The following is a 1,315-nucleotide window of genomic DNA, read 5'->3' as shown; positions in this document are numbered from 1 at the left end:
GGTGCCGCCGGTGCCGCCGGTGCCGACAGCCGTGTACGTCGCCTCGCTCAGGGTGGCGATGTCGCCGCGGGCGTACACCCCGCCGACCGTGTAGACGTGCTTCCCGGTGACGACGACGCCCCGGCCGCCCGCCGCCCCTCCGGCGATCTCCCGCTGGTGGCGCTCCCACAGGCGGCCCAGCCGGGTGAAGGCGGCCTGGGCGTCCGGCCGCCGGTCGGCCGGGACCGTGTCGGGATGGACCATGCGGGCCAGCCGCCGGTAGGCGCGGCGGGCGGCGCGCAGGCCCGCCTCCGAAGCGTCCCCGCCCTGCCCGAACAGCGCCGACGGGCCACTGGCCCGCAGGATGAGCCGCACGGCTTCGTCGATCGTGGCCGGGATGGGCTGCGGCAGCGGGCCCGGTGCGTCCGACGGCCGGGCCGAGCCCGTGAAGCCCGCTGTCATGTGTCACGCTCCCGGGCGGGGCGCAGCAGCGCGGGGTGCAGCAGCCCGGCGGTGCCGGCGCGGTAGAGCCGGGCGCGGCGCCCGCCCCGGGCGCCGCCGCGGGCGGTGGTGGCACCGGTGTCCTCGACGAAACCGGACACGGACAGCACCTTCCGGTGGAAGTTCCCGGGATGCAGGGGCTGCCCCCACACGGCTTCGTAGACCTCGCGCAGCTCGGTGATGGTGAAGCGCTCCCCGGCGAACGCGGTCGCCAGCGGCGTGTACTCGAGTTTGGCGCGGGCCCGCTCCAGGCCGTCGGCGAGGATGCGGGCGTGGTCGAACGCCAGCCCGGGCGGGTCGGTCACGGCGGCCGCGTCGACCGGGACCCAGGCGGCCGCGCGGGCATCCCCACCGGCGGTGGGGTCGGGCAGGCCCGGCGCGAAGGCCAGGTAGGCGACGGAGACGACGCGCATGCGCGGGTCGCGTCCGGGCGTGCCGTAGGTGCCGAGCTGCTCGAGGTGAACCCGCCCCAGGTCATGCGGGACGGCGGCGGTGTCGCCCGACGCGGCGAGCCCGGTCTCCTCGGCCAGTTCGCGGACGGCGGCCTGCGGCAGGTCCTCCTCCCGCCGGGTGCCGTCCGCGGCGATGTGGGCGCGCACGAAACCGCCGGGCAGGGACCAGCGGCCCGCGTACGGCATCTCCCCGCGACGCACCAGCAGGACGTGCAGGGCACGCCTGCCCGGCGGGCCACCGGCTTCCCGCGCACGCGACTGATCACGGATCGTGAAAGCGACCACGTCGACGGTGACCGCGATCGGGTCATAGGCACGCGGGTCGTACGGGGCCGGCCCGCCCCGCTCCGCCACCGGGACCTCCCGCTCCCCCCGCACCGATG

Annotated in this window: 1 protein-coding gene and 1 pseudogene; both read right to left on the bottom strand. The window is 77.3% G+C overall.

What is annotated here, in order from left to right; translation table 11 throughout:
* Window positions 1-441: pseudogene (locus AC5LUJ_RS22095) on the bottom strand (molecular chaperone DnaJ); the annotation flags it as partial.
* Complete coding sequence (locus AC5LUJ_RS22090; protein ID WP_493465660.1) at window positions 438-1,310, bottom strand: NUDIX hydrolase; 873 nt, start codon at window positions 1,308-1,310, stop codon at window positions 438-440. The pseudogene AC5LUJ_RS22095 and the gene AC5LUJ_RS22090, both read right to left, overlap by 4 nt.
* Between the last annotated feature and the right edge of the window lie 5 nt (window positions 1,311-1,315).

Source organism: Protofrankia sp. CiP1_Cm_nod3 (assembly GCF_982290655.1).
The sequence above is the reverse complement of the archived record's forward strand: the minus strand, read 5'-3'. Positions and strand labels throughout refer to the sequence as shown.